General features: G+C 66.8%; 20 protein-coding genes. 4 read left to right on the top strand and 16 right to left on the bottom strand.

Translation table 11 applies throughout. From position 1 onward, the window contains the following. A complete protein-coding gene (locus V8V93_RS01810; protein WP_338668661.1) occupies positions 1-2529 on the bottom strand; it encodes an ATP-binding protein in 2529 nt (842 codons plus the stop codon). A gap of 77 nt (positions 2530-2606) precedes the next feature. On the opposite strand from V8V93_RS01810, the gene V8V93_RS01805 reads away from it, so the two are divergent. Beyond that, positions 2607-3476, top strand: coding sequence for a radical SAM protein (locus V8V93_RS01805; RefSeq protein WP_338668660.1), 870 nt, complete (start codon positions 2607-2609; stop codon positions 3474-3476). Positions 3477-3488: 12 nt separating this feature from the next. On the opposite strand, the gene V8V93_RS01800 is transcribed toward V8V93_RS01805, so the two are convergent. Together V8V93_RS01800 and V8V93_RS01795 are read right to left on the bottom strand one after the other, a co-directional pair. After that, entirely contained in the window at positions 3489-4682 is a 1194-nt protein-coding gene (locus V8V93_RS01800; RefSeq protein ID WP_338668659.1) for an amidohydrolase family protein, read from the bottom strand. A 9-nt stretch (positions 4683-4691) separates the two neighbouring features. Beyond that, positions 4692-5942, bottom strand: a complete 1251-nt coding sequence (locus V8V93_RS01795; protein ID WP_338668658.1) for an EAL and HDOD domain-containing protein — start codon at positions 5940-5942, stop codon at positions 4692-4694. A gap of 224 nt (positions 5943-6166) precedes the next feature. On the opposite strand from V8V93_RS01795, the gene V8V93_RS01790 reads away from it, so the two are divergent. After that, positions 6167-6970, top strand: a complete 804-nt coding sequence (locus tag V8V93_RS01790) for a 2-amino-3,7-dideoxy-D-threo-hept-6-ulosonate synthase (protein ID WP_338668657.1) — start codon at positions 6167-6169, stop codon at positions 6968-6970. A 52-nt stretch (positions 6971-7022) separates the two neighbouring features. Here the strand turns inward: V8V93_RS01790 and V8V93_RS01785 are convergent, their stop codons facing one another. The 4 genes from V8V93_RS01785 to V8V93_RS01770 form a co-directional block, all read right to left on the bottom strand. Further along, positions 7023-7250, bottom strand: coding sequence for a hypothetical protein (locus V8V93_RS01785; RefSeq protein ID WP_338668656.1), 228 nt, complete (start codon positions 7248-7250; stop codon positions 7023-7025). Between the two features lie 332 nt (positions 7251-7582). Beyond that, the gene (locus V8V93_RS01780; RefSeq protein ID WP_338668655.1) at positions 7583-7984 is read right to left on the bottom strand and encodes a DUF6941 family protein; all 402 of its coding nucleotides are present in this window, start codon (positions 7982-7984) and stop codon (positions 7583-7585) included. Positions 7985-7996: 12 nt separating this feature from the next. After that, positions 7997-8980, bottom strand: coding sequence for a HEAT repeat domain-containing protein (locus V8V93_RS01775; RefSeq protein ID WP_338668654.1), 984 nt, complete (start codon positions 8978-8980; stop codon positions 7997-7999). 25 nt (positions 8981-9005) lie between these two features. Beyond that, positions 9006-9752 carry a S24 family peptidase gene (locus V8V93_RS01770; protein WP_338668653.1) on the bottom strand — a complete coding sequence of 249 codons (747 nt, stop codon included), beginning with the start codon at positions 9750-9752 and terminating at the stop codon, positions 9006-9008. Positions 9753-9908: 156 nt separating this feature from the next. Here V8V93_RS01770 and V8V93_RS01765 point away from each other — a divergent pair, with 156 nt between their 5' ends. Continuing rightward, positions 9909-10304 (top strand): DUF5675 family protein, encoded by a 396-nt coding sequence (locus V8V93_RS01765; RefSeq protein ID WP_338668652.1) that lies wholly within the window; start codon positions 9909-9911, stop codon positions 10302-10304. A 13-nt stretch (positions 10305-10317) separates the two neighbouring features. Next, positions 10318-10548 carry a helix-turn-helix domain-containing protein gene (locus V8V93_RS01760; RefSeq protein WP_338668651.1) on the top strand — a complete coding sequence of 77 codons (231 nt, stop codon included), beginning with the start codon at positions 10318-10320 and terminating at the stop codon, positions 10546-10548. Positions 10549-10553: 5 nt separating this feature from the next. On the opposite strand, the gene V8V93_RS01755 is transcribed toward V8V93_RS01760, so the two are convergent. From V8V93_RS01755 to V8V93_RS01715, 9 genes are all read right to left on the bottom strand, one after another. Further along, entirely contained in the window at positions 10554-11339 is a 786-nt protein-coding gene (locus tag V8V93_RS01755; RefSeq protein WP_338668650.1) for a hypothetical protein, read from the bottom strand. A 113-nt stretch (positions 11340-11452) separates the two neighbouring features. Then, on the bottom strand, positions 11453-12796 hold the full coding sequence (locus V8V93_RS01750) for an SH3 domain-containing protein (protein WP_338668649.1): 1344 nt from the start codon (positions 12794-12796) through the stop codon (positions 11453-11455). A gap of 3 nt (positions 12797-12799) precedes the next feature. Beyond that, entirely contained in the window at positions 12800-13378 is a 579-nt protein-coding gene (locus tag V8V93_RS01745) for a flavin reductase family protein (protein WP_338668648.1), read from the bottom strand. Positions 13379-13442: 64 nt separating this feature from the next. Then, the gene (locus V8V93_RS01740) at positions 13443-14501 is read right to left on the bottom strand and encodes a hypothetical protein (RefSeq protein ID WP_338668647.1); all 1059 of its coding nucleotides are present in this window, start codon (positions 14499-14501) and stop codon (positions 13443-13445) included. Between the two features lie 30 nt (positions 14502-14531). Next, a complete protein-coding gene (locus tag V8V93_RS01735) occupies positions 14532-15722 on the bottom strand; it encodes a cystathionine gamma-synthase family protein (protein WP_338668646.1) in 1191 nt (396 codons plus the stop codon). 650 nt (positions 15723-16372) lie between these two features. Next, complete coding sequence (locus V8V93_RS01730) at positions 16373-16807, bottom strand: thioredoxin family protein (protein WP_338668645.1); 435 nt, start codon at positions 16805-16807, stop codon at positions 16373-16375. A 68-nt stretch (positions 16808-16875) separates the two neighbouring features. After that, positions 16876-17286: a PaaI family thioesterase gene (locus V8V93_RS01725; protein ID WP_338668644.1), complete on the bottom strand. Its 411-nt coding sequence runs from the start codon at positions 17284-17286 to the stop codon at positions 16876-16878. Between the two features lie 2 nt (positions 17287-17288). Further along, a complete protein-coding gene (locus tag V8V93_RS01720) occupies positions 17289-18104 on the bottom strand; it encodes a sugar phosphate isomerase/epimerase family protein (protein ID WP_338668643.1) in 816 nt (271 codons plus the stop codon). 261 nt (positions 18105-18365) lie between these two features. Then, the gene (locus V8V93_RS01715) at positions 18366-18776 is read right to left on the bottom strand and encodes a hypothetical protein (RefSeq protein WP_338668642.1); all 411 of its coding nucleotides are present in this window, start codon (positions 18774-18776) and stop codon (positions 18366-18368) included. Positions 18777-19615: the final 839 nt, after the last annotated feature.

The raw sequence follows: 19615 nt of genomic DNA, 5'->3' as shown, positions 1-19615 counted from the left end.
TTACGTTTCAGGGAGGGAGTCCGCAGCCTGCTCCCGGATACCGGTTAGATAGTCTAGCGCGGACCGGACATCCGATTCAAGGATTTTCAATTCTTTTTCGGCAGAGGCGACGTCCTGTTGACGGCAGAGATATTCCATCTGTTCGGCGATGGCCCCGAGCCGGTGCGCGCCCACGGTGCGGGCCGAACTTTTGATGGAGTGGGCCAGCCGCTTGGCGTTTTTCCAGTCGCGGCCGGTGAAGTGGCCGGCCAGCTCCTCGAGTTCGCCGGGTACGTCTCGCAGGAAGATTTCATCCATGCGGGCGAGGAGCGCCTGCTTGCCGCCGAGCATTTCCAGGGCGCTCTCCCGGTCGAAGGGCTTGCCCGCGGGGGCGGGAGCGTACTGCTCCTCCGGGGGGGCCGGGGGGATGGCGGAGCGGCCGTTCGAGGCCCGGGCGATGGTGTCGTAGAAGTCCCGCATCTTGATGGGTTTGGCGATGTAGTCGTCCATGCCCGCTTCCAGGAACCGCTCGCGGTCGCCCTTGAGGGCGTGGGCGGTCAGGGCGATGATCGGGATGTCCGGGTTGAGCGCGCCGGAGTTGGGATCGCGGATGGCCCGGGTGGCCGAGACGCCATCCATGATCGGCATCTGGACGTCCATGAGGACCAGGTCGAAGGGGGCCTCGCGCAGGGCATTGAGGGCCTCGATGCCGTTTTTCACGGCCAGAACCCGGTGGCCCTGCTCGCTGAGCAGGGTGGTGGCCAGCTCGCGGTTAAGCGGGTTGTCGTCGGCCAGGAGCACGGTCATGGGGACGATGTCCGGCGGCGGGGTTTCGGCTTCGCGCCGTTCCCGTTCCACGGCTGCGGGGTCGCCCACCTTGAGGTCGGTGGTGAAGGTGAAGGTGCTGCCCCGTCCCTCTTCGCTCTCCAGAGAGAGTTCGCCGCCCATGAGCCCGACCAGGAGTTGGCAGATGGCCAGGCCCAGGCCGGTGCCGCCGTACTTGCGGGTGATGGAGTCGTCTGCCTGGAGGAATGACTGGAAGATGTCCCGCTGCTTGTGTTCCGGGATGCCCACCCCGGTGTCGGTCACGGAGAAGACTAAGGTGACCGGGTCGCCGGGCTTGAGGTCGTCGGCCGGTTCGGCGGGCCGGACGGTCACGGTCACCCCGCCGGTCTCGGTGAACTTGATGGCGTTGCCCACCAGGTTGATGATGATCTGGCGCAGTCGGGAGGGGTCGCCCACCAGGGCGGGGGGCACGTCCTCGGCCACGCCTGCATGCAGCTTGAGGCCCTTTTCCCCGGCCGCGATGAGGTGCAGGTCCAGGGCGCCGTTGAGGACCCCCCGCAGATCGAAATCGATGCTCTCCAGGGTCAGCCTGGAGGCCTCGATCTTGGAGAAGTCGAGGATGTCGTTGATCACGGACAGGAGCGAATTGCCCGCCTCCATGACCCGGCGCAGGTAGCGGTCCTTGCGCTCCTGGTCGTCGATGGACAGGGCCAGCTCGGACATGCCCAGGATGGCGTTGAGCGGGGTGCGGATCTCGTGGCTCATGTTGGCCAGGAACGAGGACTTGGCCCTGGTGGCCGCGTCGGCTTTTTCCATGGCGGTGACCAGACGCTGGGACTTGCTGGTCAGTTCGAGATTGGCCTTTTCCAGTTCCTCGGTGCGCTGGCGGACGCGGTCCTCCAACTTGTCGCGGGCCTTTTTCAGGGCATCCTCGGCCCGCTGTCTGGCGGTGATGTCGATGCCGAGCACCATGATCATGCGTTCGCCGTTCGAGTCGGTCATGGGGCTGCATTGCAGGTGGAAGGTCCGTCCCTGGTTGTCGGTCCAGTCCCATTCCACGGCCCGGTCGGTGTTCATGGCCTCCATGGGCGGGCACAGGGAGCAGGAGGTGCCCGAGCAGTTCAGGGCGTCGCGGCAGTTGCGGTTCCTGGGGCTGCCGAAATACCGCCGGAAGTAGCGGTTGGCGTAGCGGATGGTCTGGTCCGGGTAGAGGTGGTAGACGATGCCGGGCAGGGACTCCATGAAGAAGATCTGGCGTTGCTGCTCGCGGCGCAGATCCTCGTCCGTACGCCTGAGCTTGGTCAGGTCCAGGGTGTGCACGGCCAGCCGGTTGACCTCACCCCAGGGGTTGGCCACGGGCACGATGGAGTGGACCAGGGAGCGGCCGCCGATCTCCTCTTCGAAGCGCACGGCCCGCACGCTCTTGATGGCCTCCTCGATCTTGGCCCGGCGGGAGTCCGCCGCGTCCGCGGGCAGGAGGTCGTAGATGTTGGAGCGTTGCAGGCCCTGGCCGGGCTTGAGGTCGAACAGCTTGGCTGCGGCCTCGTTGGCGGCCAGCACGTATCCGCTCACGTCCATGACGAAGGCGGACTCCACGGAGGAGTCCATCAGGGCCCGGGAGGTCTCGTCCAGGGCGACGTAGGAGGTGGGGCGTGCGGGTTTTTTGTCGAAGGGCATGCTGTTCGTGGATTCGATGGGTTCACTCTTGACTATGTAGTAAAAAACCAGGGCGGGCAGGTCAACGGGAAACCCCTGTCGAACCATTATAAATCTCGATGCCCGGCCGGCTTGCCATTTCCCGCCGTTGCCGTATCGTGAGGCCCGTTCCAAGGAGGACGCGCATGGACCACCAGGGCATGATCATACGACCGCCGAGCGAGGCCGGGTCCGTTCTGTTGCAGGTCACTCTGGGGTGTTCGCACGGCCGTTGCGCCTTTTGCGGTGCCTACCAGGGCAAGCGGTTCGCCATCAAGCCGCGCGGGACCGTGCTGGCGGACATCCTGTACGCGGCCCGCCATTATCCCGACCGGCGGCGGATATTTTTGTGCGACGGCGACGCCATGATCCTGCCCCAGGCCCGACTGACGGACATCCTGTCGCTCATCCGCGAGCACCTGCCGTGGGTCACCAGGGTCGGCACCTACGCCAGCGCCAAGAGCCTGAAGCGCAAGACCGACGCGGAACTGGCCGAGCTGCGCGGGCTGGGACTGGGCATCGTCTACATGGGACTGGAGTCCGGCGACGACGCGGTCCTCCGGGACATGGGCAAGAGCGGCGACGCGGCCTGCATCGTGGAGCAGGGGCAACGCGCCGGGGCGGCCGGGTTCAAGGTCAACGTCACGGTCATCAACGGGCTGGGCGGGGTCGAGCGGTCCATGGAGCACGCGCAGGCCACGGCCCGTGCCCTGACCCGCATAGACCCGGACCAGGTGGGGGCGCTCAGCCTCATGCTCGTGCCCGGCACCCCGCTGCACGAGCGCTTCGAGCGCGGCGAGTTCGAGCTTCCCGACGCGCCGGGCATCCTGCGGGAGCTGCGCGAGATGCTGGCCGGGACCACGTTGACGCGCGGCCTGTTCCTGGCCGATCACGCCTCCAACTACCTGCCGCTCAAGGTCCGCCTGCCCTCGGGCAAACAGGCGGCCCTGGACAGCCTCGACCGCGCCCTGGCGGGCAGGACCCCGCTCAAGGCCGAATCAGCCCGGCGGCTCTGACCTCCCGAAAAATCAGCGGATGAAGACCCCGTCCTTGACGATGTGCACGGGGTCTTGCAGTGCGTCCGGCGAGGGTGCGCCGCGCACCATGAGCAGGTCGGCGGCCATGCCCGGCGCGATCCGCCCCCGGTCGCGGAACCCGCAGACCTCGGCCGCCGTGGCCGTGGCCGCTTCGAGCACGGCTGCCCGGTCCAGACCGGCCCGGGCCAGCAGGCGCATCTCGCGCACCGGCATGCCCGCGTCCGTCCGCCGGTAGGGAAAGTCGTTGCCGAGCGCCACCTTGCCGCCCAGAGCGTGGAAGGTGCGGACCGGTGCAAACAGGGCCGGTCCGTTCCACGGCGTGCGGGTGAACACGTCCAGGGTCGGGGTCATGACCACCCCATTGCGGACCATGCGTTCGAGCAACTGCCGGTAGTGGGGCACGGGTGCTCCGTCCGGGCCGAGCACGGGCCGGATGGCGCCGTGGTCGTGCCAGCGATAGGGGACGTGCTCCACGAAGTCCGCCCCGGCGTCGAGGGCGGGTTCGAGCCCGGACAGGTCCTCCACGTGGCAGCGCACCGCCAGCCCGAGGCGGCGGGCCGTGTCGCAGATCGACCTCGCCGTGGCCGTGTCGAATCGGGGCCACGGTCTGGGCAGGATGCCCGGCTCGAAGGCGATCTTGATACGCGCGGCGCCCCGGTCCGCCAGCCGTCTGACCGCGTCCGCGCCTTCCTTGGGCGATGCCACGGCCAGGGCGTGCTCCGGGCTGTGCACGGGCAGGGGATAGCCGCCGGGCGGACAGAGCATGGGGCCGCAGGCGGAGGCCGTGGCCGTCCGGCCGGAGGGCGAGTCGAGGAGCGCGGACAGGAACTTGAGCGGCGAGGCCGCATCACCGATGGCGGTCACGCCGTGGTCGAGCCAGCGTTCGCGCCGCTCGCGGGCGGTGTGCAGGTTGTGGCAGTGGGCGTTGATCACGCCCGGCAGGATGGAGCCGCCTTCAGGGGCGATGACCGGGCGGTCGGCCACGTCGCGGGCCGGGACCACGCCCTCGATGCGGCCCCTGCGGACGAGCACGGCGTGGCCGGGCAGGGGGGCTCCCCGGCCGGGATACACGGTGCCCGCCAGGGCGAAGGTCCCCCGCGGCGGGGACGGGGCCGCATGGACCGCGGGCGCGAGCAGGCCGGTCCCGGCCAACAGGGTCAGGAACGCGCGCCGGGACAGGGCCATGGGCCGGGGCTAGTCCGCGCAGGGCTTGGAGGAGAAGAAGGCGTCGGCCCAGGTGAAGGCGTGCTGGTAGCTGACGGCCACGGTGCCGGGCAGCAGGTTCAGGGCCGCGGCGCGCTGGCCCACCTCGTCCCAGTCCGAGGCCTCGATGGCCTTGGCCAGATCGAGCCACGGGGTGAACCGGGTCTTCTTGCCGCACAGGGTGGCCTTGACCTCCTCGTCCACGGGCAGGTGGTTGGTCACCTCTTTCATGTCCGTGTCGAGCATGGCGTCCAGCAGGGAGAAGAGGCCGACGATGAACAGGGTGTCCGAGTCCTCCTCGTACCCGCTGCCCAGGGCGGCGGTCTCGAAGAGCTTGGCCCGGTGGGCCGAGATGTAGGCCAGCTCCAAGGTCTTCTCCGACGGGGTCAGGTCGGTCAGGATGATCAGCCTGAGCCAGTTGCGGATGGGCTTCCACCCGGTCAGGACCACGGCCTGTTTGATGGAGGTCACCTTGGTGGCGAAGCTGAAGTTGGCGGAGTTGAGGAAATTGAGCAGCCGGTAGCTGATGGCCACGTCCGCCTCGATGGCCGGGGCCAGGGCGTCGAAGTTGGGCTCTTCCTTTTCGATGATCTCGAAGAGCTTGAGCCGGGTGGCCTTGGCCGAGCTGATCTTGCGTCCCGACTCGATCTGGGGGCGCTTGAAGAAGAAGCCGTGGAAGAGGTGGAAGCCGGCGTTCCGGGCCCGTTCCAGGTCCGCCGCGTTCTCCACCCTTTTGGCGATCATGCGGGTCACGCCGAACTTCTTGCCGCGCATGACGATGGCCTCGAGGTCGGCCTGGTCCTTGCCCTCCACGTCGATGAGCAGGGTGTCGGCCAGTTCGGCCAGCCGTTCGCAGCCGGGTTTGCCCTCGAAGTTGTTCAGGGCCAGCTCGTAGCCGTCGAGCATCAGGTCGCCCAAGGCCACGATCAGGGCCTCTTCCGGGGCCTCAAGCTCCTCCAGGATGATAACCGTGTTGTCCCAGGGGATGGCGTGGGGGATGCCCCGGACCACGGCCTCGGGCGTGAAGTGGATCAGGAACCGGGTCTTGCTGTTCTGCGGAGTGTCGCACAGCGGGAGGTTGGACACGAGGCTCATGGTCGCCTCGGAGTTGTCGGTGAAGACGGCGTGGTCGGCTTCTCCGCTGTCGCGGAAGAGCATCATGTAGCCCCACGTCTCGTTCTGGGTATCGAATATGGGCTGTCGGGCCACGAAGACGGATTCATAGGTCTTCTCGTCGGTCATCGCTGTCCCCTTTGTCGGGCGATCGGATCGTTCATGGCGGTTCACAGGGAAACGGCACGGTATGGAGGATAGTTTGTGGAAGGCCATTCGTCAACAACTCCGCACAAAAAGCGAGTGGAAACCGGATTCCGGGCAGGGGGAATTCCGCTTTCCTCTTGGCCCGGACTGTATTATGTGAACCCAGGTATCGGACAGACAGCAACCACCAGGAGAGAGGTGATACAATGCATATCGGCAAGGCCATCCGACTGGAGAGAATTTTCAACCGCAACACCGGGCGGACCATCATCGTGCCCATGGACCACGGCGTGACCGTGGGGCCCATCGCCGGGCTTGAGAAGATGCGCGACACGGTCACCAACCTGGTAGCCGGCGGGGCCAACGCGGGGCTGGTCCACAAGGGCCAGGTCAAACTCGGCCACCGTATGCAGGGCCGCGATTTCGGCTGCATTGTCCACCTGTCGGGAGGTACCTGCCTGTCGCCGTTTCCCAACGTGAAGCGGCTGGTGACCACGGTGGAGGAAGCCATCCGCCTCGGCGCGGACGCGGTCAGCGTGCACGTCAACCTGGGCGATGAAACCGAGGGCCAGATGCTCATGGACCTGGGCCGGGTGGCCGCATCCGCCTCGGAATGGGGCATGCCCCTGCTGGCCATGGTCTACGCGCGCGGCCCCAAGGTCCCGGACGAGTATGACCCGGACATCGTGGCCCACTGCGCCCGGGTGGGCGCGGAGCTCGGCGCGGACGTGGTCAAGGTCAACTACCCCGGCAGCGCCGAGAGCTTCGCCCACGTGGTCGAATGCGCGGGCGTGCCCGTGGTCATCGCGGGCGGGGCCAAGATGGACTCCACCCGCGAGTTCCTGGACATGGTCCGCACCTCCCTGGATGCGGGCGGCTCCGGCCTGTCCGTGGGCCGCAACGTGTTCCAGCATCGCGACACCACCCGGCTGGTCGAGGTCCTCAACCGGATCGTCCACGAGGACGCCCCGGTGGATGAAGCCATCGAGGGATACGAGGACATTCTCTAGCCCGGATTTTCGCGGACTCGAAACGCAACGAAAGACCCTGGCGCCCACGGCGTCAGGGTCTTTGTCGTTCCGTGAGGCACCGGCACACCGGTCCGGCCCGTTCGGGCGCGGCCTTGTCCGGCTCGTCGCTGCCGCACCGCCTGCGGGCCGGGCCGCAGGCCCCGGCGGCACCCCGGCCCGGTCCCATGGCCGAGGACACGGCGAAGCCCGCCTCCCGGAGTTCGGCGGCCGTGGGCAGCACCTCCTTTTGTTCGGCTTTTATGATCACGGCAAGACGCATGGTTCCCCCTGGGTGCCCGGCCGCTCCGCAGGGCGGCAAAGCGGGCAATCGATAAATATAGAATCAACGTTGCAACAATAAGAATGCAACAACAAAATGTCCAGTAAAAACTGACAAATTTTGCATCTAATATCCTATTTTACTTTGAAAAATTAGTTAAATACAATTTAAAGTTTTGCTGTAAAAAGCATTTTATAGTCCATTGGAAGCGGTGTTGCATCGGCAATGTCCCCAGGAGGGGGCTAGTTATGTTGTGCATAATGCAAAAGGCCGCCTCATGCATAGTATAACTATGCATGAGGCGGCCTTTTGCAGTGCTCTTGTCCGGGAGGCTATTGGTCCTGGCTCTTGAACACGTAGAGCGGGAGGCGCGCGCAGGTCTCCCAGTCGCCGTCGGTCTTCACGGACACGGCCAGGGTGTGTTTGCCCTCGCCCTCCACCTTGAGGCCGGGCAGTTGGAAGTTCATCTTGTGGAGCATGGTCCCTGTGGGGGTGATCTCCTGCATGCCCAGGGTGATCTCCTTGCCCTCGGGCGAGACCAGGTCCAGGGAGATGGTGAACGGGGTGGTCCCCGCGCCTTCCAGGTCCCAGAGGCTGGCGAAGTAGATGGGCGGCAGGGTGGCCGGGAACTCCGGCACCACCGCGTGTTCGATGGTCCGGATGAACGAGGTCGAGCTCGAGTCCTTATCGATGATCAGGTCCGAGCAGATAAGGGCGTAAATCAGTTCAGGCATGGTGCCTCCGTGTCAGTTCAGGTGAAGGGCGCCGCTCAGGGTGCGGCGAAGGTCCTCGGGCAGGGTCTGCGCCAGATCCGGGTCGATGCCGGTCAGGAGCATGGCGGCGGCAGCCTTCTGCCCGTCGCTGCCCGTGGCCAGGGCGGCGCGCAGCGCGGGTTCCGCCTGCGCGCCCATGCGGGCCAGGGTGTACAGGGCCATCTGCCCCATGGGTGTGCCGGGCCGGGCCAGCAGCCGGACCAGGGTCGGGGCCGCGGCCGCGCCCAGGCGTGCGAACGGCCGGTTGGTTTCCCCGCTGCCAAGCAGGGTCATTTGCCGAAAAATCAGGGCCGGGTCCGGGCCGATAAGGTCCAGGGTCTCGGCCACGACGTGCATCAGGCGCACGTCGCGGGTCTTGAGCGCCCGGACCAGGGCCGGGACCGCGGGCATGGCCTCGGGCCCCATGGCCCCGAGCAGCCAGGCGGCCTTGGCCTGGACCGGTGGATCCTCGCGGCGCAGCAGGCCGGCCAGGGCCGGGACCGCGGCCGAGCCCATGCGGCTCAGGCAAAGGGAGGCGGCCACGCGGACCTTGTCATCCGGGCTGGCCAGCAACCGGGCCACGTCCGGGGCGGCCAAGCCGCCCATGCGGGCCAGGGTGTGCGCGGCCAGGAAACGGACCGTGGGGTCGGGATCTCCCAGGGACTTGAGCAGGCCGTCCAGGGCTAGGGCGGGCGCAGGCAGCAGGGCCAGCCCGTAGACCGCGCCGCGCCGAACGGCCGTCTCCGGGGCGCTCAGGCTCGCGATCAGGCCGGGCAGGGCCGCCTGCCCGCTGTTGCGCAGGGCGGACAGTCCCATGGAGCGCTCGCCCGCATCCGTGCTGCCCAGCATCCGGGCGATGCCCGGGGAGCCCGGCCCCGCGGCAGCGGCGCGCGGTGCCGGGACGAGGCTCAGGGCCAGAACGAAAAGCAGCGGCAGGGCGCGCCTTCGGGCCGAGCAAATATGTCGAAAGTCCAACATTGGGTCTCCTTGTTTCGAAAAGTGGCTATTTCCGGGTCATGTCGCTCCAGGCCCAGACCACGTTGCCGCCGATGGCCCCGTTGATGTCGCCGCCGAAATCCCGCCCGAGCCGGTAGGTGGCGGGCGGGTGTTCGCGGCTGTTGTCCGAGTAGTAGATCAGCTCCACGTCATCGTCCAGTCGCCGGGTGCAGACCCGCCGGATGTGCACGCCCCCATCCTCGCCCGGTTCGCGGACGAGCATGATCTTGCCCGCCGGGCAGGGGTCCCGGTCGTCGCGGTCCACCAGGACGATGTCCCCCGGATGCAGGGTGGGGGCCATGGACAGCTCGCCCCGGCCCACCTCCACGGCCACCAGGTTGGACCGGAAGCGGATGGACTCCTGGTGGCGCCAGACCAGGACCCAGCCCTCCACGCTCCCCTCCGGGACCAGCCCCGCCGAGGCGGCCACGGCCGGACCGGCCAGGGGGACGGCCAGGTAGTCGTCGGCCCTGGGCTCGGGCGCGCCGGGCCCGGTCCCGCCCGTGTCCGGCGGCCGGAAGCAGACTTCACGGGCGGCGTCGGCCGGTTCATCGCAAAAGGCCAGAGTCACGCCCACGCGGTCGAGGATGTGCCCCAGGGAGTCGCTGTTCAGGCCGCGCTCCCGCTTGAGGAAACGGTTGAGCTGCGACGGGTCGACCCCGAGTTCGTCCGCCATCCGTTTGTTGTTGGGGTACCGTTTGCCCGGCCCGATCCGGTCGAGGAGCGCCTGGCGCACGTCGTCGGTGAATCCCATGTCATCCCCTTTTCTGTGTAATGGTTGTGCACCCTTATACATGAAAATTGGCAAATGTCTAAAGAGAAATGCGGAAAATGGTTGACTAGCAAATAGACAAGTGACTATACCAAACCGGAACAACATTGTCAGATTACAAATATGGAGGATTAACTGATGAAAAAGGTTGATATTATGCGCTTGGAAAAGAGCGAGGAAGGGACCTTCGGCGTGCTCCGCCTGGACGGCCGGGTCCAGTGCGTCACCCTGGAGCCGCCCGAGCGGGGCAACCGGGTCGGCGTGTCCTGCATCCCGGCCGGGACCTATACCTGCCGGAGGGTGGATTCGCCGACCTTCGGCAGGACCTTCGAAGTGGCCGACGTGCCCGGCCGGACCGCCATTCTTTTTCACCAGGGCAATGTGGCCAGCGACACCCACGGCTGCATCCTGCTCGGCAGCCGGTTCGGCAGGCTCGGTCCCGAGCGCGGCGTGCTCGATTCCCGCGCGGCCTTCAGGGAGTTTCTGGACCACTGTTCCGGGGAACAGACCTTTCAATTCGAGATCGCGGAATAGGAACGGGGGGCGCATGTCGGAAATCTGTCTGAAAGGGGCCAAGGACATCTGCGAGGCCGTGGGCGAAAACCCGCGTAACATCACGGAATTGGTCAGAGACAAGGGGCTGCCCGCCTGGAAGCGGGACGACAAGGGCTCGTGGCGCGCCCTGCCCGAGGATCTGCAACGGTGGATCCGCGAGCAGCGCGACCGGCACATCAGCAACTACGTGTTCAGGGAGCGCCTGGAGGGAGGCGCGGATTGACCGGTTCAGCCCGCCCGCGCGGAGGACGCGCCGGTTGCGCGGGGCGCATTGTACATGACCGGCAGCCGCAGGGAATACCCGCCGTTCACGCCCTGGGCGCAGGGGTCGCCGTCGCACGGGGGCACGGACAGCCGCAGGCCGCCCGCCGTCTCCGAAAGATAGAGCGCCTCGGCCTGAGCCAACCCGTTTTCCAGCCGGTCGAGCCTGGCCAGCAGCGGGTCCGGCGCATGGACCGCATAGTGGTGGACCGGGGTCGTCCTGCGCACCGGCGCGGCCAGGGCAGGCTTGCGGGCGATGGCCCGGGCCGGGGCGTTGGCGATACGCTTCGGAGACGCGGCCCTGCTTGCCGCCGCCACGGGCGTTGCCTTCTTCATGAGCCGTACGGGCCGTCCGGTTGCGGCAACGGGCCCGGCAGCGCGGGTGACGCCCGGTCGGGCTCGGGGACCGGCCGGGTCCGCGGCGTTCGCCGCGACCACGATCGGGCGTGGCGTGACGTCGACCTGCGGGCCGGGCACGGCCGCGCTCAGGGCCCCGGCAAAGGCGGACGGGTCGGGTTCGTCCCCGTCGGCCAGGAGCCAGTCGAACTTGGCCAGGAAGACCTCGTCCGGCGTGCGGTCGTGGGCCCCGTATTCGTAGGAGTACTCGGCCACGGTGTAGGCTGCTCCGGCCAGTTGGGCGGCAGGCGGTCCCATGGCGCCGAGCACGCCCAGGGCCGCGTTGATGGCCAGACAGCCGGGCAATGCGGTCAGCGCTCCCAGGAGCAGGATATGGCCGAGTTTCGGTCCGTGCATGCCCCGAAGGATGCATGGCTCGTACCCAATCGGGCCAAGACGTGCGAAATCAGGCCATTGCGCCGCGAGCCTTATCGGCCCGTACGCTCGCCGTCAAAAAACGGTCGGGCCGGTCAGGGCAGGGTGTTGAAGGAGCGGACCGAGTGCAGGAGAACGCCGTCGGGCCTGGCCAGGTCGCGGAGATTCTCCCCCGGTTCCAGGGTGGAGATCACGGTCCGGCCGATGAGCGCGCGCCCTTCGACCCCGCCGCGCCGGGTCTTGAGCCCCCAGATGGTCTGTAAAACCACGGGCTCGCCGTCCATTGAGCCGATGTAGAACATGATGTGCCCCGGCTTGCGCACCAGGGTCAGGAACGGCACGCTCCCTTTGAGCAGCCGCGCCTTCTTGGCCGCGTCGCTCTCGCCGTCCAGGGGCTCCACCCAGCCGAGTTTGGCCTGCTGGCTCGAGTTGCGCGGCAGGAAGATGCCGAAGGCGGCCATCAGGTCCATGGTCGTGGCCGAGCAGTCGCGGTCCATGTACAACCCGCCCCAGCCGTAGGGTTCGCCGAGCATGCGGTTCGCCAGCATGGCAAAGTTGTCCGGCGTGGGCGCGAGCGGGGCGGGGAGCGCGTCTCCGGGCGCGATCTGGGCGAACCGGACGACCGCCCGGCCGAGGACGTCTCTGGCCGGGACCATGACCGTGAGGCTGCCGTCTCCGGCACTTTTCGCACGCTCAGCCACGGGCAGCAGGGTGCCGATGAACCCCTTGAAACGGAACACGCCGTCCGTGTCCGTCAGGGAGACCCCGTCCCGGACCACGGCCGCGAACGCGCCGGTCCTGAACGTCCGGGCGAAGTCGTCGTCCACCCAGGCGATATCCGTGCGCCGCACCCAACCGTAGGCGAAACGCGACTCCACCAGCACCCAGGCGCGGTCCGCGCTCTCGTGGCTGGCGTACAGCGGCGTCCCGGCCAGGACCAGGGAGTTCTGCAGGTAATCGAAGGGGAATCCCTCGCCCGCCTGCCGTGGGTCGTCGAAGGCGGGCTTGCCCGTGGGCAGGACCCGCATGGCCGTGTTGGCCACGGCTATGGCCCGCCGGCTCAGGCTCGGGTACTCGTCGACCCGCGAGGCCGCGGTCATGGCAGCGAGCCAGGCCGGGTCGCGGGGCAGCAGGTTTTCTCCGTACAACCGCTTGTCCGCGAAGGTGGTCAGCCCCCAGAAGACCTTGTCGGCCGGATACTCCGGCTGCGTCCGCCCCCAGGGGTCGAAGTGGCGCGCGAGAAAATCCGACCAGGCCACGGCCTGGACCTCCGGGCTCATGAGCAGGGCCTCCCCGGGCAACCCGTGGTATGCCCCGGCGTCCTGCACCGGCAGCAGCCGGGGCGCGTCCGGCCGTCGCGCCGCGCACCCCGCACCGATCAGGAGCAGGGCCGCGAACAGGGCCGGGAGCAGGAGCGGGGACGGGCCGGGGCGACGCATCAGCTAGCCTTTCTTGAGGAATTTCTTGCCCAGGTCGAAGCCCCTGCCGACCTTTTCGCCCACGGTGTGGTAGCTTCGGGTGCCGGGGGAGAAGATCAGCGGCAGGACCTTTTCCGGGTCCGGGTACTTGCCGTCGGCCAGCTTGTCCTCGTCGCATTTCACGTCCTTGATCTCGCCCACGAACATGACGTGCACGTTGAGGTCCACGGTCTCCTTGAGCTCGCACTCGATGACCAGCGGAAACTCCTCGATATACGGAGCGTCCACGAACTCGGCCTTGACCGGGGTCAGGCCGGTGACCGCGAACTTGTCCACGTTGCCGCCCGAGGCCATGCCCAGGAAGTCCGCCTCGGCGGCGAGCGGGGCCGAACTCACGGACACGGTGAACGCCTTGTGCTTGAGGATGCCCTTGTAGGTGTGGCGCGACGGGCGCACGGACACGGTCAGGCAGGCCGGGTCCGAGCCGCAGATGCCGCCCCAGGCCGCGATCATCGCGTTGGGCTTGCCCTCTTCGTCATAGGAACCCACCGCCCAAACGGGGGCGGGCTGTGCCAGAGTGTTGGGACCGAGGGATTTTTTCATGAGCGTTGCTCCTCGTATGCATTGGGGCCTGCCGTTCGGGGCGGGCCGGGGTGAATGGAAACGATCAGCGCCTGAGCCCGGGCAGGCCGGGGTCGGTGCGTTTGGCGATGCGATCGGCCAGGGCCGCGCACAGGCCGCAGGCGCGGCATGCCTTGTCGCACGCCGTGACCTGCTCGAAAAAATCGGCGGGCAGCCAGTGGTTGGGGATGTGCACCCGGTCCGCCAAATCGCCCATGGCGTCCATCAGGTCCAGCAGGTTGCCCTCGTACCGCTCCTCCGCGTAGGCGGCCACCGCGCGCAGGAGAAAGTCCGCGCCCCGGTTGCGCCCGCAGAGCTTGAGCCCGTGGACCAGCCCCTCATAGCGGCCCGCGTCCTCGGGCCGGATGAACGGCGAGGCGAGCATCAGCCCCGGCTCGTCGAGCATGCGCCGCACGCAGCCGAACTCCCGGTTCAGGGCAAAGGTCCGGTCTCCGCACAGCCCCTCCACCACCAACGCGATGTGCGCGTCGTGAGCGGGCTTGTACGGGCAGTGGTACAGGCACCCCTCGTTGGCCAACAGGAACAGGCGGATGTCCGCGTGCCGGGCGCGTAGCCCGTGGGCCAGGGCGCTCAAACCGTCCGGGTCGCGGTTCAGGGCGCGGTCCGCCACCAGCCGCGACGGCGGGCGGAACGCGGTCTCCGCAATCATGTCCAGCAGGGCGAAGACCCTGGCGGGCGTGTCCGGCATGGCGTTGACGCTCGGTACCGCCTCCAGCCGTTCGCAGACTTCGGGCCGTGCGTCGGACAGCGCCTGCAAATAATACGCGTCCGCGAAGACCACCCCGGTCAGCCCGGCCTCGTCCGCGAGCCGCACCAGAAGGTCGGCGGTGGCGTTGAGTCCGGCCGCGTCGAAATACCGCTCCGGCCGGTGCAGCCGTCCGTTCATGAGCAGGAACCGGTCCACGCCCTCCAGCCGGTTCAGGCCGCGCACGACCGCTTCGATATCCGGCCCTTCCAGCCGCTGCCGGGCGTCGGGCACGCGCGGATCATTCAACGGGAAATGGACCGACGTGAGCCGGTCGGACCGCTCGCGCAGGAAGGTGACGTAGTCGTCGCGGGGCAAAAAGGGCACGTCCAGCAACATATCTTGTTCTCACCCCTCGGCGCGCTCGCGTCAAGCGTCCTGTCGCAATGCCCGGTCCAGGTCCGCCTTCAAATCCTCCACGTCCTCGATGCCCACGGAATAGCGGATCAGGCTCTCCGGGATGCCCATGGCCGCGCGCTCCTCCTTGCTGCACTCCACATGGCTCGTGGTCGCGGGCGGCCCGGCGATGGTCTCCACCGCGCCCAGGTTGGCCGCGCGCCGCGCCAGTTTCAGCTCGGACAGCACCCGGCAGGCGTCCGCATACGTCCCGCCCTTGGCCACGAAACTGAGCATCCCGCCGAACCCGCGCATCTGCCTGCGCGCGATCTCGTGCCCCGGATGGGACTCCAGCCCCGGATAAAACACCTTCTCCACTCCGGGATGGCCCTCCAGGAACCGGGCGATCTCCAAAGCATTGGCGTTCTGCCGCTCAATGCGCAGATGCAGCGTCTTCATGCCGCGCAGCAACAGATACGCGCTCATGGGCTCCAGCACGTTGCCCACAATTTCGCGGTACGAATAGATGGCCTTGATCAGCCCGGCGCTGCCCACGGCCACCCCGCCCAATGCGTCCGCGTGCCCGCCCAGGTACTTGGTCGCGCTGTGCAGCACCAGGTCCGCGCCCAGGGCCAGCGGGTTCTGGTTCACCGGCGTGGCGAACGTGTTGTCCACCATGACCACGGCGCCCGCCGCCTTGCCCGCCCCGGCCAGCCGCTCGATATCCAGCACCTTGATGGTCGGGTTGGTCGGCGTCTCCAGATAGAGCACCGCGCACCCCTTGGCCACCTCGGCCTCGATGGCCGCATGGTCCGTGGTGTCGCACAGGGTCACCTCCACGTTCACCCTGGGCAGGAACTCCGTGAACATCCGGTTCGTGCCGCCATACGTATCCTTGACCGAGACCACCCGGTCGCCCGGCTTCAGCAGCGCGAACAGTGCGTTGGAAATGATGCCCATGCCCGAGGACGCGCTCGTGGCCGCCTCGCCGCCCTCCAACAGCCGGACCTTCTCCTCGAACACCGACACCGTGGGGTTGGTGTTGCGCGTGTAGATGTGTCCCGGCCGGTTGCCCAGGGCCACGTCCAGCCACTCGTCCATGTCATCAAAGCCGAACGACACGCTGTGCACCACCGGCACCTGCGTGGCGTTGCCCTCGAACAACCTTTCCTCGCCACCCCAGACCGCCTCGGTCCCCATGGCGAATTTCCTTTTCTGGCTCATAGGCTCTCCCGGATCGATTTCACAATGATCGCAGAGAAATACCAAAGTCGGGCACGGGAAACAAGCACGGTTGGGCGGATTGAAGAATGCCCCCGGCGGCTGGGGCGCTGCCCAGACCCCGCCAGGGGAACCCTTTGAGAAAAGGGTTCCCCTGGACCCCTCCCGAGCTTTTTGTGTGCCTTCGGCAGGGCGTGCGGGCGCGGGATGGCGAATTGCTGCGCGTGGGGGAGGGAGTAGCTTGGCTGCGTGGTGTCCCGAAGGGTTCGCGCCGGACGGTAACCAACGCCGCAGGCGGGCATGGGCGAAGCTCGAGGAATTGGTTTTGCGGCGTTTTCTGACTGCGGTGGGAGGATGTTTCTCTTTGGGATAAGCCTTTTCCCAAAAACAAACCCCGCGATTTCGGGCAGAAAAAACGGCGTGCTTTTTCTGGTGAAGAAGCACACCGTCCGATCCGTTTTTTCTGCCCGAAATCGCCACCCGGCACGGCGGAAGGCGTCCACCTAGCGTCCTTTCGCCGCCGCAAGCCCTTCGCGAAGCGACACAAAAAGTTTGGGAGATTCCTAAGAACCTTTTGCAAAAGGTTCTTAGGCCGTCGGAGACGCCTCCCGGCGAGGGTCCGCCGGAGGCATTCCCCAACGCGGCGTCACGCCCTACAGGTACTGCTTCACCCAGGCCGCGATGTCGCGGGCGTTCATGGCGCCGGACTGGCGGGCCGCTTCCCGTCCGTTCTTGAACAGGATGAGGGTGGGCACGGCGCGGATGCCGTAGCGTCCGGCGACGGCCTGTTCGGCCGAGGTGTCTATTTTGGCCAGCCGGACCTTGGGGAACAGGTTTTTGGCGGCGTCGGCGAACTGGGGGCCCATCATCAGGCAGGGGCCGCAGGTGGGCGAGTAGAAGTCCACGAGAATGGGGACCTGGGATTTGGCGATGTGGCGGTCGAAGGTCGAGCCCACGAGTTCGACGGGGTGGTCGTCAAAGACCTTGTCGCGGCATTTGCCGCAGACGGCTTCGGCCTCGCGGCCGGTCTGGACGCGATTGACGGCCCCGCAGTGCGGGCAGACGATGAGTTTATTGTCGGTGGTCATGGTGTTCCTCCGTTGATGTCGTACGGAAGGAAAATAAGCATGAAACCGGGCGGGGCAAGGGCTTCGGATCAGGTCAGGAGCAGGAACGAGGCCGTGCCCCGGGCCACTTCCCGGCCGTCGGAAGAGGCGCTGGCCTCGACGAACAGGACGCGGCCGCCGCGTTTGACCACGCGGGCCTCGCAGTTCAGGTCCGAGCCGGGCTTGACCGTGCGGAGGAAGCTGACGGACAGGTCCACGGTGGTGGTCCGCTCGCCGGGCCGGTTGCCGCCGAGCACCGCGTGGGCCATGGTCTCGTCGAGCAGAGTACCCAGCACGCCGCCCGCGACCATGCCCGCGCCCTGGGTCAGTTCCGGTTTAAACGGCAGGCGCAGCACGGCCCGGTCCGGTTCGATGGTGTCGACGACGATGCCGAGGAAGGCGAAGAGGTTGTTCACGGTCTGGCCGGGCTGGCGGACCGCGTCGAGATAGGCTTGGGGCATGGTCATTCACTCCGGCCGGTTGTCAGCCGCGCCTCCATGTCCCCGCGCAGCCTGGTGAGCAATTCCACGGTGCCGTCCACGTCGTCGGGGAAGGCGCCCGGTTCCAGTTCAAGGGTAATGTATCCGGCGTAGCCCCGTTTGCCAAGGCGCTCCAGAAAATCGTCGAGCGGCAGCGCACCCTTGCCCGGCGCGAGATGCTCGGTGTAGCCCAAGGCGTCGGAGAAGTGGACGTTGCAGAGCAGCTCGGGCGGCACTTTGTCGATGGCTTCCAGCACGTTGCGCCCGGACACCCCCATGTGGCAGACGTCGAAGGTCAGCCCCACGTTCTTGTCCCGGCACTGGGCCATGAGCTTATCCAGCGGGTCGCGGCCGAACGGCGAGCCCTCGGCCCACGGCATGTTCTCCAGCGAGAAGCGGATGCGGCCCTTGGCGTCCAGGAGCAGCGGCAGGTCCACGGCCTTCTCGAACCAGCGGTTCTGGATCATGTTGGCCAGCCGCGAGCCGGGCGGGTGCATGACGATGTGGTCCGCCTCGGGCAGGGAGTTGGCCAGGGCCGTGGTCGCGCGCCAGGAGTTGAGATGCCCGCCCCAGGCCGACCAGTCGCGGAACGGGGCGTGCAGGCTGCGGATAGGCAGGATGTCGTTGATAGCAGCGAGCCCGGCCTGCGGATCGAGCTTGGGCGAGTTCATAATCAGTTCCATGCCTGCGAACCCGGCCTCCCGGCCGATGCGCGCCACAAGCTTGAGCGGCAGGTGGAACAAACACCCCGCCGACAGCAGAATCTGGGGGCCGTCCCGGCCGACTGCGTCTTCTCCCATGCCTGCACCATACGATACCCGCCGGTCCAGGCAATGAAATATCGGGGAAGGGCGCAATCCGGCGGGTAAACGGCGGCAAAACGCGCCTGGCGTCCGCACGCCGCCGGAAACCGTCCGCTCGCAGGCCTTCATCCTCCCAGTCCCCCGCGGCCGGCTTCGGGGCGGGGATGGGGACGCCATCGAAAAAGCCGTCGCATGAATCGACGGCTTTTTATCAATTTAAAATTATGGTATTAGTAGATTATCGTCACTTATCGATATCTACTTGGTCGGCGACTTTTCGATCAGGTCGACCAGGACCAGGGCCCAGGCCATGTCGCGTTTGTTGTCCTCGGTCATGGCGTCCAGGAGCCATTCCTTAAGCGGCTTGACCGCCGCCTTGAGCCGGGCCGGACCCAGGTCCGCCACCCGATAGGCCGCGTCCAGGGCGTCCAGGCACAATGCGTCGAACGCCTGCCCGGACCCGTCCGCATGCCGGGCCGCGCGCAACGACGCATGGTAGGCCGCGATCTCCCGGACCTTCAACAACCCGAAGACCACCGCCTCCAGTTGCGTGTAGTCCCGGCCCCATATGTCCGCACCCCGAATTTCGGGTCGCGCCAACACCTTGCCGCGCTCCTCGCGCCGATCCAGCGTGCGCCGAAATTCCTCCAAGGCCACCACGTTTCCCATAACCGCTCCTTTCTCCAAACGCTGTCTTCCCTCTTTTCGGCTCTTCTTCATATTTCTTAAGGTACTTGGTGAAGCTTTGACCGGCCAATGCGAGGCCTTCGGCAGGCCTCGCCAGGCGGGTGCCTCCGGCGGCTGGGGCGCTGCCAGACCCGCGCAGGGGAACCCTTTAAGAGGGTTCCCTGGACCCCTCCCGAGCTTTTTGTGTGCCTTCGGCAGGGCGTGCGGGCACGGGTATGGCGGACTGTTGCGCGTGGGGGGAGGGAGTAGCTTGGCGGTGCGGTGTCCCGAAGGGTTCGCGCAGAGCGGCCCTCCGAGGCCCTTAGCCGTCCGGTGCGCCCCCTTCGGGACGGTTGCCAACGCCGCAGGCCGGGCGTGGGCGAAGCTCGGGGAATTGGTTGTGCGGCGTTTTATGACTGCGGGGGGGCGGGATAAGCCTTTTAAGAAAAACAAACCCGCGATTTCGGGTAGAAAAAACAGCGTGCCTCTTGTGGTGAAAAAGCACGCCGCCTGATCCGTTTTTCTGCCCGGAATCGCCACCCGGCACGGCGGAAGGCGTCCACGTCGCGTCCTTTCGCCGCCGCACGCCCTTCGCGAAGCGACACAAAAAGTTTGGGAGATCCCTAAGAACCTTTTCCAAAAGGTTCTTAGGCCGTCGGAGACGCCGCCCGCCGGAGGCATTCCCCAACATCCGGCGTCCCTTGAAACGGCAGGAGGCCGCTCCTTGCGGGGCGGCCTCCTGGATTCGGAAAAGGCAGAGATCGTCGGTAAGATATAACTATATTACGCGAGGATATAGATCAAGTAACTTATCGTGCTTTTATCGAAAAAAGTGATCTATC

Source organism: Pseudodesulfovibrio sp. 5S69 (genome assembly GCF_037094465.1).
Classification (GTDB): Bacteria; Desulfobacterota; Desulfovibrionia; order Desulfovibrionales; family Desulfovibrionaceae; genus Pseudodesulfovibrio; species Pseudodesulfovibrio methanolicus.
Note: the sequence above shows the minus strand (reverse complement) of the source record. Positions and strands in the feature narration are given on the sequence as shown.

Coding starts and splice junctions, on each gene's coding strand:
- V8V93_RS01805 (WP_338668660.1), top strand. CDS start 2,607: ATGGACCACCAGGGCATGATCATACGACCGCCGAGCGAGGCCGGGTCC.
- V8V93_RS01795 (WP_338668658.1), bottom strand. CDS start 5,942: ATGACCGACGAGAAGACCTATGAATCCGTCTTCGTGGCCCGACAGCCC.
- V8V93_RS01785 (WP_338668656.1), bottom strand. CDS start 7,250: ATGCGTCTTGCCGTGATCATAAAAGCCGAACAAAAGGAGGTGCTGCCC.
- V8V93_RS01810 (WP_338668661.1), bottom strand. CDS start 2,529: ATGGTTCGACAGGGGTTTCCCGTTGACCTGCCCGCCCTGGTTTTTTAC.
- V8V93_RS01725 (WP_338668644.1), bottom strand. CDS start 17,286: ATGCCCCAAGCCTATCTCGACGCGGTCCGCCAGCCCGGCCAGACCGTG.
- V8V93_RS01715 (WP_338668642.1), bottom strand. CDS start 18,776: ATGGGAAACGTGGTGGCCTTGGAGGAATTTCGGCGCACGCTGGATCGG.
- V8V93_RS01775 (WP_338668654.1), bottom strand. CDS start 8,980: ATGTTGGACTTTCGACATATTTGCTCGGCCCGAAGGCGCGCCCTGCCG.
- V8V93_RS01790 (WP_338668657.1), top strand. CDS start 6,167: ATGCATATCGGCAAGGCCATCCGACTGGAGAGAATTTTCAACCGCAAC.
- V8V93_RS01765 (WP_338668652.1), top strand. CDS start 9,909: ATGAAAAAGGTTGATATTATGCGCTTGGAAAAGAGCGAGGAAGGGACC.
- V8V93_RS01760 (WP_338668651.1), top strand. CDS start 10,318: ATGTCGGAAATCTGTCTGAAAGGGGCCAAGGACATCTGCGAGGCCGTG.
- V8V93_RS01720 (WP_338668643.1), bottom strand. CDS start 18,104: ATGGGAGAAGACGCAGTCGGCCGGGACGGCCCCCAGATTCTGCTGTCG.
- V8V93_RS01800 (WP_338668659.1), bottom strand. CDS start 4,682: ATGGCCCTGTCCCGGCGCGCGTTCCTGACCCTGTTGGCCGGGACCGGC.
- V8V93_RS01730 (WP_338668645.1), bottom strand. CDS start 16,807: ATGACCACCGACAATAAACTCATCGTCTGCCCGCACTGCGGGGCCGTC.
- V8V93_RS01755 (WP_338668650.1), bottom strand. CDS start 11,339: ATGCACGGACCGAAACTCGGCCATATCCTGCTCCTGGGAGCGCTGACC.
- V8V93_RS01770 (WP_338668653.1), bottom strand. CDS start 9,752: ATGGGATTCACCGACGACGTGCGCCAGGCGCTCCTCGACCGGATCGGG.
- V8V93_RS01745 (WP_338668648.1), bottom strand. CDS start 13,378: ATGAAAAAATCCCTCGGTCCCAACACTCTGGCACAGCCCGCCCCCGTT.
- V8V93_RS01780 (WP_338668655.1), bottom strand. CDS start 7,984: ATGCCTGAACTGATTTACGCCCTTATCTGCTCGGACCTGATCATCGAT.
- V8V93_RS01750 (WP_338668649.1), bottom strand. CDS start 12,796: ATGCGTCGCCCCGGCCCGTCCCCGCTCCTGCTCCCGGCCCTGTTCGCG.
- V8V93_RS01735 (WP_338668646.1), bottom strand. CDS start 15,722: ATGAGCCAGAAAAGGAAATTCGCCATGGGGACCGAGGCGGTCTGGGGT.
- V8V93_RS01740 (WP_338668647.1), bottom strand. CDS start 14,501: ATGTTGCTGGACGTGCCCTTTTTGCCCCGCGACGACTACGTCACCTTC.